The sequence below is a fragment of the Streptomyces flavofungini genome, from assembly GCF_014650815.1.
GTDB lineage: Bacteria > Actinomycetota > Actinomycetes > Streptomycetales > Streptomycetaceae > Streptomyces > Streptomyces flavofungini.
The window spans coordinates 493572-503463 of the sequence record NZ_BMVR01000005.1 but is presented as its reverse complement, the minus strand read 5'-3'; the positions used below and the strand labels follow the sequence as shown (position 1 = coordinate 503463).

The 9892-nt window shown below is 73.1% G+C and carries 7 protein-coding genes; 2 read left to right on the top strand and 5 right to left on the bottom strand.

Annotated features, from left to right (window positions below; all coding sequences use genetic code 11):
• Positions 1 to 25 precede the first annotated feature (25 nt).
• From rsmA to rsmI, 5 genes are all read right to left on the bottom strand, one after another.
• Positions 26 to 925 carry a 16S rRNA (adenine(1518)-N(6)/adenine(1519)-N(6))-dimethyltransferase RsmA gene (rsmA, locus tag IE274_RS15680; RefSeq protein WP_190116332.1) on the bottom strand — a complete coding sequence of 300 codons (900 nt, stop codon included), beginning with the start codon at positions 923 to 925 and terminating at the stop codon, positions 26 to 28.
• Positions 926 to 1604: 679 nt separating this feature from the next.
• Positions 1605 to 3296: a resuscitation-promoting factor gene (locus IE274_RS15675; protein ID WP_190116331.1), complete on the bottom strand. Its 1692-nt coding sequence runs from the start codon at positions 3294 to 3296 to the stop codon at positions 1605 to 1607.
• A 158-nt stretch (positions 3297 to 3454) separates the two neighbouring features.
• A complete protein-coding gene (locus IE274_RS15670; protein WP_190116330.1) occupies positions 3455 to 4327 on the bottom strand; it encodes a TatD family hydrolase in 873 nt (290 codons plus the stop codon).
• Positions 4328 to 4475: 148 nt separating this feature from the next.
• Positions 4476 to 4916, bottom strand: a complete 441-nt coding sequence (locus tag IE274_RS15665) for a hypothetical protein (protein ID WP_190116329.1) — start codon at positions 4914 to 4916, stop codon at positions 4476 to 4478.
• Positions 4917 to 5266: 350 nt separating this feature from the next.
• Entirely contained in the window at positions 5267 to 6115 is an 849-nt protein-coding gene (rsmI, locus tag IE274_RS15660) for a 16S rRNA (cytidine(1402)-2'-O)-methyltransferase (RefSeq protein WP_190116510.1), read from the bottom strand.
• 128 nt (positions 6116 to 6243) lie between these two features.
• Between rsmI and IE274_RS15655 the strand changes: the two genes are divergently transcribed.
• Positions 6244 to 7986 carry a dolichyl-phosphate-mannose--protein mannosyltransferase gene (locus IE274_RS15655; RefSeq protein WP_190116328.1) on the top strand — a complete coding sequence of 581 codons (1743 nt, stop codon included), beginning with the start codon at positions 6244 to 6246 and terminating at the stop codon, positions 7984 to 7986.
• A 99-nt stretch (positions 7987 to 8085) separates the two neighbouring features.
• Complete coding sequence (locus tag IE274_RS15650) at positions 8086 to 9732, top strand: penicillin-binding transpeptidase domain-containing protein (protein WP_190116327.1); 1647 nt, start codon at positions 8086 to 8088, stop codon at positions 9730 to 9732.
• The last annotated feature ends 160 nt before the right edge of the window (positions 9733 to 9892 follow it).

The window sequence follows — 9892 nt, the reverse complement described above, 5'->3', positions numbered from 1 at the left end:
TGGTTTTGGGGGTGTGCTCGGTGGGTCAGTTGTCCGTGGGCTCGTTGCCTGCGGGCTCAGCCGTGTTCTCCGCGTTCTCCGCGATGCGCGCGAACTCCTCCACCGTCAGCGACTCGCCGCGCGCCTGCGGCGAGACGCCCGCCGCCACCAGCGCCGCCTCGGCCGCCGCCGCGGAGCCCGCCCAGCCCGCGAGGGCCGCACGCAGCGTCTTCCTGCGCTGGGCGAACGCGGCGTCGACCACCGCGAACACCTCCCGCTTGGACGCGGTGGTCTTCAGCGGCTCGGCGCGGCGCACCAGCGACACCAGACCCGAGTCGACGTTCGGGGCGGGCCAGAAGACGTTGCGGCCGATGGACCCGGCGCGCTTGACCTCGGCGTACCAGTTGGCCTTCACCGACGGGACGCCGTAGACCTTCGAGCCGGGGTCGGCGGCGAGGCGGTCGGCGACCTCCGCCTGCACCATCACCAGCGTGCGCTCGATGCTGGGGAAGGTGTCGAGCATGTGCAGCAGCACCGGTACGGCGACGTTGTACGGGAGGTTCGCGACCAGGGCCGTCGGAGCGGGCCCCGGGAGCTCACGCACCAGCATGGCGTCGCTGTGGACCAGGTCGAAGGAGGCCGCCTTCTGCGGGATGCGGGCCTCGACCGTCGCCGGGAGGGCCCCGGCGAGCACGTCGTCGATCTCCACGGCGGTCACGTGGGACGCCGTCTCCAGGAGAGCCAGGGTCAGCGAGCCGAGGCCCGGGCCGACCTCGACGACGACGTCGTCCGGGCCCACTTCCGCGGTGCGGACGATGCGGCGGACGGTGTTCGCGTCGATGACGAAGTTCTGGCCGCGCTGCTTGGTCGGGCGTACGCCGAGGGTCGCGGCGAGGTCGCGGATGTCGGCGGGGCCGAGGAGGGGGCCTTGCTCGGTGGTGCTCACCGCCCCAGGGTAGCCCTGGGTCCGCCGCTCACCTGCTCGTGCGGTTGCCCGGGGGTCGCTGCCCCCGGACCCGCCGCGCCGGTCGGCCTCGGTCCCGGTCCCGGCCTCGGTCCCGGTCCCGCCGCGGCGGTCGGCCTCGGCCCGCCACCGAGACTATGGGGCTTCGCCCCTGTCCCCCTCTGTCGGCGCTCCGCGCCTCGTCCTCAAGCGCCGGACGGGCTGAAATTCCCTCACCGTCGGCCTCACGCACCGGACAGGCTGACATCCCCTCGCCATCCGCCTCAAGCACCGGACAGGCTGACATCCCCTCGCCATCCGCCTCAAGCACCGGACAGGCTGACATCCCCTCGCCATCCGCCTCAGGCACCAGACGGGCTGGAATTCCCACCGTCGGTCTGGCTCCGCCGCAAACGCAGGGCAGCCTCAACCCCCCAACCAGCCGTCCCACCCGCCCCCGCGACGCCGAACGACCGGACCCGGCACCGGGAGCCCGGGGCGGCCGCAGGTGCGGTGCGGGGTGACCCTGGTTCCGGACCGAAGCCTGCCGGTTCCAGTGAGCGGGTGGGCGGGTGGGCGGGATCCGCCGCGGAGCGGTGGGGCAGGGGTGGCGGGGGCACCCGTACGCGCGGCAGGGCGTGACCCCGGTTCCGGCGGGGGTGCTGGTTGCTCCAGTCGCACGTCAGAGCTGGCGGCCGCAGTGGGGCCAGGGGCTGGCGCCCCGTTGGACGTAGAGTTTCTTCGCTCGGTGGGTCTGTTCGGCCGCGGGCGCGTCCTGGGGGCGGCCCGCGCCGCCCAGGGACTGCCAGGTCTGGGTGTCGAACTGGTAGAGGCCGCCGTAGGTGCCGGAGGGGTCGACGGCTCCGGGTCGGCCACCGGATTCGCAGGCCGCGAGGGCACCCCAGTTGAGCCCCTCGGCCCCGGCGACGGCGGTCGGCTGGGCCTTCGTACCGACCTTGACGATCCGCGTCTGCGGCTCGCGCACGACCTCGCTCCGCAGCCGCTTCGGCTTCTGCTTGACGCCGTTCACGGTGCGCACCGAGTACGTGATCCGCCGCGCGCCCTCGCGTCCGGGCTGCGCCACGACCTCCGTGCCGCGCGGCAGCGAGGCGTCCTCGGTCTTGCGGACGTCGTACGGGATCGGCTCCTCGCGGACCTCCTTGCGGCCGGAGATCCGCATGACGGTGACGGTCTGCCCGTCGCGCGGGAAGCTGCCGGGCGGCACGGACGTGGTGTCGGAGCCGCGCAGGGTCACCCCGGACTCCTCGACGGCCTCGCCGACGGTCGCGGCGTTCGTACGGATGGTCCGGGACCGCCCGTCGGCCATGATCGTGACGGTGCGCTCGGTCCGGACGTCCAGGTCGAGCCCTTCGCGGGCGATGCGCTTGCTGCGCGAGGCCGACAGGTACGCCCCCTCGGCGCGCACCCCGAGCTGCTGGAGCGCCCCGTCGACGGTGCGGGCGGTCGTCCAGACCTCGCGGCGGCGGCCGTCGAGGGTGAGCTGGACGGGGCGTCCGTAGCGGACGGCGATCTCGTCGCCGCTGGCGAGGGCGGTGGTCGTGGTGGGGGCGACGATGTCGTGCGCGCCGACGTCCACGCCTTCGTCGGCGAGGAGTTCGCCCACGTCGTCGGCGAAGGTGTGCAGGGTGCGCGGCTTGCCGTCGACGGTGAGCTGGATGGCCTTGTCGTTGGCGACGAAGGCGGAGGTGCCGCCCGCGAGGAACGCGACGACGAGCGCCTGCGGCACGAGCCTGCGCAGCCCGTCGGGCCGTTCGGCGGTCCGTCTGCGCCGCGCCGCCCGCCGCGCCCCGGCCCGCCCGTCGCCGACCGCCGCCCCGTCGGCCACCCCGTCCCCAGCCGCCCCGTCGCCCACCTCGCCCCCGGCCACCTCGTCGTCACCCGCCCCGTCGTCGAACGCCACGTCCCCGGCCACCCCTTCGCCGGACCCCCGGCTCTCCCGCCCGTCCGCCGCCCCCGCGTACCCCTGCGCACCGGAGTCCGGGTACGCGTACCCGCCCCGGTCCACCAGCGGGTCCACCCCGAACCCGCCCCCCGCGAACGCGTCCGGCGTGAACGCCCGCGTCGGCAGCTCGTCGACGACGGCGCCGCCCGCCCCGAAGACCTGCGTGGGCACCCCGTTCCCGGCGAACCCCTCCGCCCGGTCGAACGCGTCGGCCGCGCTGAACTCGGCGGCGGTGAACACCTGTGTCGCGGGCCCGTCCGCGCCACCGCCCCCGGCGCCCCCGCCCTCGTATCCGTACGCGGGCCCGTACGGGTCGTACACGTCGTAGGCGTCATAGGCGTCGTACGAACCCTGCGGCCCGGGCGGCGCGTACTGCGGCTGCCCATACGTCTCGTACTGCGGTTTGCTCACGACGACGCTCCAGCTGACAAGTGACCACTGACAAGCCAAGTGCAGATCGGCTTGCAGAACCTAGCGGAGGCGCCGTCACTCTCCAAAGCAGCGTGACTACTCTGTGTCGACGTGTTGACCCAAGCTGTCAGGCCCGGGAAACCTTCGGTCGTTATCGATCAGTAATCGAAGGCGCGGGCTGTGTTCGAGGAGATCGCCGCGGCCATGGCGTCCTCGCCGATGCCCCGGACCCCGGCCATGGCGCGGAGCGTGACCGGAATGAGATAGGGGGCGTTGGGCCGTCCGCGGTACGGGGCGGGGGTCAGGAAGGGCGCGTCGGTCTCGACGAGGACGAGCTCCAGCGGGGCGACGGCGAGCGCGTCGCGCAGCGGCTGCGCGTTCTTGAACGTGACGTTGCCCGCGAAGGACATGAAGTAGCCGTGTTCCGCGCAGACTTGGGCCATCGCGGCGTCGCCGGAGTAGCAGTGGAAGACGGTGCGCTCGGGGGCGCCCTCCTCCTTGAGGACCCGCAGCACGTCCTCGTGCGCCTCGCGATCGTGGATGACCAGCGCCTTGCCGTGCCGCTTGGCGATCTCGATGTGGGCGCGGAAGGAACGCTCCTGGGCGGCCTTGCCCTCGGGGCCCGTGCGGAAGTAGTCGAGGCCGGTCTCGCCGACGCCCTTGACGTGCGGCAGGGCCGCGAGCCGGTCGATCTCGGCGAGCGCCTCGTCGAGGGCCGCGTCGCCACCGGCGGGGCGCTCGCCCTGGCGGGACCAGCCGTCGGGGTCGCCGTGCACGATGCGGGGCGCCTCGTTCGGGTGCAGGGCCACCGCCGCGTGCACGGCCGGGTGGGCGGCGGCGGTCTCGGCGGCCCAGCGGGACCCCGCCACGTCGCAGCCGACCTGCACGACCGTCGTCACGCCCACCTCGGCCGCCCTGGCGAGGGCGTCCTCGACGGTGCCGGACTGCATGTCGAGGTGGGTGTGGGAGTCGGCGGCCGGCACCCGCAGTGGTTCCGGCTGCGGGGGTGCGGCGTTCTTGTCGGCAGGCATGGGGCGATCGTACGAAGCCCTGCGGGGCTTCCCCAATCCCGCCCCTTCCCGAAACCGGGGCTCCGCCCCGGACCCCGCTCCTCAAACGCCGGAGGGGCTATATGTCTCGCCGGTGCAGCGAAGCGCCGACAGCGGGGGTCCGCGAAGGTCAGCCCGCCTTGCGGTGGTGGAAGGGGTGCAGCAGGTCCGACAGGTGCCAGTGGTGCTTGGGTTCGGCTGCCGGGTCGTCGTCGCCGGGCGTCGCGCCCTCGTCGGTGGCGGCGGCCGTCCCGCCCTTGGCCACGCGGTGGGCGGCCTGCCGGTGGTGCAGGGATTCGAGTGCCGACCGCACCGAGGACACCTGGCCCGCCCGCATGATGCGCACCACGTGCCCGCCGCAGTTCAGGCAGGTGGGCCGGGTCAGCGGCGACGGCACCCGCTGGCCGTTCGCCACGTACGTCACGAATTCCTGGCCCTTGGCGTCGACGTGGTGCTCTATCTCGTACGACTGCTCCCAGCCGTGCCCGCATCGCATGCAGGCGAACGCATAGGACTCATGGACGACATTGACAGCCGCGGTGCGGTGACCGGTGTCTGCGATCTCACTCATGCCAGCTCCTCTTGTCCGCTGGACAAGCGCCGCCGCCCGGGATCTTTCCGGACCCGGTTCGGCAGCGTGGGACGGGTGCGTCCCTGCAACCAGTGGACGCCTTTCCCGAAGCGAGCGCATCAGACCTGTCGACTGTTGGGCGCGATTTGGCCTTTCCATAGAAAACCAGCCTGATGCGCGGCCCGCGCTTTAACATTCACGATAGTCCTTTGCCCGCCGATGGGCTCTTCCGTGCGCCCCCTGCGCCGGAACCGTGACCTGCGCGCCGGGCAGATGCACCGGTTCTCCGGCACCACCGGGCACAAGGCTCCCGAAGCCCTCGTCACGGCGCCCGCCCCACCCCCGACGGGTCAGGCCCCCCGCCCCGCGTTCTTCGCCGCCACCACCGCGTCGAACACCTCCCGCTTGGGCAGCCCCGCCTCGGCCGCGACCGCCGCGATGGCCTCCTTGCGCCGCTCGCCCGCCTCCTCACGCACCCGGACCCTGCGCACCAGCTCGTCCGGACCCAGCTCGGCGGGGCCCTTCTCGGGGGCGCCCTCGACCACCACGGTGATCTCGCCGCGCACGTCGCCGGGGGCCGCCCACTCAGCCAGCTCCTTCAGGGAACCGCGGCGGATCTCCTCGTACGTCTTGGTCAGCTCCCGGCACACCGCGGCCCGGCGCTCGCCGCCGAAGGCCTCCGCCATCGCGACGAGGGTGTCGTCCAGGCGGCGCGGCGACTCGAAGTACACCAGCGTGCGCCGCTCCGCGGCCGACTCGCGCAGCCGCGAGAGCCGCTCGCCCGCCTTGCGCGGCAGGAAGCCCTCGAAGCAGAAGCGGTCGACGGGCAGCCCGGACAGGGCGAGCGCGGTGAGGACGGCGGAGGGCCCGGGCACGGCGGTGACGCGGATGCCGCGTTCGACGGCGGCGGCCACGAGCCGGTACCCGGGGTCGGACACCGACGGCATGCCCGCGTCCGTCACCAGGAGCACCCGCGCCCCGCCCGCGAGCGCCTCGACCAGCTCCGGCGTGCGCGCCGCCTCGTTGCCCTCGAAGTACGACACGACCCGGCCGCCCACCTGCACCCCGAGCGCCTGCGTGAGCCGGCGCAGCCTGCGGGTGTCCTCGGCGGCCACGACGTCGGCCCCGGCCAGCTCGGCGGCGAGGCGCGGCGGCGCGTCCGAGACATCGCCGATGGGCGTGCCCGCGAGGACGAGGATGCCGTCGGCGGCCGGGGTTTCGGCGCTCGTGGACGGACTGACGACTGAATCTGCGCTTCCTGTCACGGATCCATCCTCGCAGGGGCCGGGCGCGGGACTGTCACAGTCGGGTTCCCTACGATGGCGCGGTGACCAGTACCGCGTCTTCCCCGGACACCCGCCAGGGCCAGGCAGCCGAGGAGCAGCAGCCGTCGTCGTGGCAGCACCGGCTGCGCCGCTTCGGCTACACGGCACGCCCGAGAGGCGATGTGCGGGAGCGTCTGGTGCCGCCGTACGCGCGTCCGGGGCAGCGGTTGTGGGTGGCGCTCGGGGTGCCGGGGCAGCTGTCGGAGCGGCTGGTGCGGTGGTCGGGCTGGCTGGGTCCGCTGGCGGTCGCGCTGGTGGCGGGGGTGCTGCGGTTCTGGAACCTCGGCAGCCCCAAGGACGTGATATTCGACGAGACGTACTACGCGAAGGACGCCTGGGCCCTCATCCACAAGGGCTACGAACTGAGCTGGCCGGACAAGGTCAACGAGTCGGTCATCGAGCAGGGCGGCGGCATCGCGCTGCCCACGGACCCGGCGTACGTGGTGCATCCGCCGGTCGGCAAGTACGTGATCGGCGTCGGGGAGTGGCTGTTCGGCTTCGACCCGTTCGGCTGGCGGTTCATGACGGCGGTCCTCGGCACGCTGTCGGTCCTGATGCTGTGCCGGATCGGGCGGCGCCTGTTCCGCTCGACGTTCCTCGGCTGTCTGGCGGGCGCGCTGCTCACCGTGGACGGCCTGCACTTCGTGATGAGCCGTACGGCGCTGCTCGACCAGGTCCTGATGTTCTTCGTGCTCGCGGCGTTCGGCTGCCTGCTGATCGACCGGGACAAGGCGCGCGCACGGCTCGCGGCGGCGCTGCCGGTGGACGCCGACGGGATCGCGCGCCCGGACGCGTACGTGGCGCACACCCTGCGGCTCGGCAGACGGCCGTGGCGCTGGGCGGCCGGGCTGTGCCTGGGCCTGGCCTTCGGCACGAAGTGGAACGGCCTGTACATCATGGTCTTCTTCTGCCTGCTGACCGTGTTGTGGGACGCGGGGTCGCGGCGCGTGGCCGGGGCGGAGCGGCCGTACCTGGCGGCGGTGAGGCGGGACGTGCTGCCCGCGTTCGTGGCGACGGTGCCGGTCGCGGTGTTCACCTATCTGGTGTCGTGGCTGGGCTGGATCCTCTCGCCGAGCGACGGCACCGGCGGCTACTACCGCAACTGGGCGGCGACCGACGGCAAGGACAGCGGCTGGTCCTGGCTCCCGGACTGGCTGCGCAGCCTGTGGCACTACGAGAACAAGGTCTACGACTTCCACGTCGGCCTGTCCTCGCCGCACACCTACCAGTCCAACCCGTGGAGCTGGATCGTCGACGGCCGCCCGGTCTCGTACTTCTACGAGTCCCCGGCGCCCGGCACCGACGGCTGCCCCGCCGACACCAAGGAGAAGTGCGCCCGCGAGGTCCTCGCGCTCGGCACGCCCCTGCTGTGGTGGGCGGCGGCCATCGCGCTGCTGTACGTCCTGTGGCGGTGGTTCTTCCGCAGGGACTGGCGCGCGGGCGCGATCGTGTGCGGAGTCGCGGCGGGATATCTGCCGTGGTTCATGTACCAGGAACGGACGATCTTCTACTTCTACGCCGTGGTCTTCGTGCCGTTCCTCTGCCTGGCCCTCGCCATGCTGATCGGCGCGATCCTGGGACCACCGGGTTCCTCGGAACGGCGCCGGGTGGTGGGCGCCGCGGCGGCGGGCGTACTCGTGCTGCTGATCTTCTGGAATTTCATTTACTTCTGGCCGATCTATACAGGGCAGGCGATCCCGATCGATTCCTGGCGGTCGCGAATGTGGCTCGATACCTGGGTCTGAACGCGACAATCGGACAGCTTCCGATAACACCCGGCGCTTTCCGCACCTCCTGTCCCTGATCCTCTTAGGGTTGTGGCATTCCTGGGGAGGGAGCGCTTGATGCGCAAGGGAGCGAAGGCTGCTCTTGTCGGCGGTGTGTTCGCCGTGCTGGTGGGGGGTTCCGGATATGGCGCCTACAACGTGGTGACCGCGGTGAACGCCGACAGCGGTTCGTCGTCCGCGGCGAAAGGCGGCGCGCGCAGGAGCGGCCCGCCGACGCGCGCGGAGGTCCGGGAGACGGCCGCCGCCTTCCTCGCGGCCTGGGCGAAGGGCGACGCGAACGGCGCGGCCGCGTACACCGACAACGCTTCGGCGGCCGCCAGTGCCCTGACCGGCTACCGCGAGGACGCGCACATCCGGAAGGTGCAGCTGACGGCGGGCCGGATCAGCGGGACGCGGGTGCCGTTCACGGTCCGCGCCACGGTCGCGTACGAGGGCAGGAGCAAGCCGCTGCGGTACGCCTCCGCCTTCGACGTCGTCCGCGGCGTCAGCACCGGCCGGGCGCTGGTGGACTGGCGGGCGGACGTCGTGCACCCGGACCTGGGGCGGGGCGACACCCTGGAGACGGGCGAGGCCGCGGCGCCACCGATCAGGGCCGTGGACCGCGACGGCCGCGCCCTGACCGCGAAGGCGTACCCCTCGCTCGCGCCCGTCCTTGACCAGCTCCGCTCGAAGTACGGCGACCGGGCGGGCGGCAGACCCGGCATCGAGCTGTACGTCCGGCGCGCGGCCCGCGAGAACACGGACGCCGGTACGAAGACGCTGCTCACGCTCGCCGAGGGCCGGGCGGGGACGCTGCGGACGACGCTGAGCGCGGCGGCGCAGCGGGCCGCCGAGGGGGCCGTGGCCCGGTACGCCGAGTCGTCGGTGGTCGCGGTCAGGCCGAGCACCGGTGCGGTGCTCGCCGTCGCCAACCACCGGAAGGACGAGTTCAACGCGGCCTTCGAGGGCAAGCTGGCGCCCGGCTCGACCATGAAGATCGTGACGGCGGCCATGCTCATCGACCGGGGCGTCACCAAGGCGTCCGGGCGCGCGCCCTGCACCCCGGCGGCGACCTGGCAGAGCCAGACCTTCCACAACCTCAAGGGCATGGCACCGAACGGGAACGCGACCCTCGCGGACAGCTTCGCGCGCTCCTGCAACACCGCGTTCGTGAAGCTGGTCGACGAGGAGCCGCTCACGGACGCCTCGCTGACCGAGGAGGCACAGGCCAACTTCGGTCTGGGCCGGGACAACTGGCGGACCGGCATCACGTCGGCGGACGGCACGGTGCCCGCGTCCGCCGGACCCGACCGCGCCGCCAACGCCATCGGCCAGGGCCAGGTGCAGCTCAACCCGCTGAACCTGGCGTCGGTGACGGCGACGGCCACGACGGGCACGTTCCGCCAGCCCGTCCTCGTACCGAAGTCGCTCATCGGCGGCGAACTGGCCACCGCACGCGGCCTGTCCGCCGGCACCGTCGCCCAACTGCGGCAGCTGATGCGGCGGACGGCGGTCACGGGCACCGGCGCGCGGGCCATGGCGGGCCTCGGCGGTGACATCGGCGCGAAGACGGGGTCGGCGGAGGTCGACGGCCAGGCGAGGCCCAACAGCTGGTTCGCGGGCTACCGCGGGGACCTGGCGGTGGCCGCGATGGCGCAGGAGGGCGGGCACGGCGGGGACACCGCCGGGCCGATCGTGGCGGCGGTGCTGCGTTCGGGCGCGTGACGGATGCGGCCGGGTGACGCGGATGCGGCCGGGTGGCGAAGGCACGCTGGGGCAACGCCCGGCGCCCCGGATGGCGCTGCCGTGGTCGAAGGCGTGCGCGGGTGCCGCTAGGTTGGGAAACCGGTGAGTTGGGTGCGGCGGGGGCCGAGGGGATTGGCGG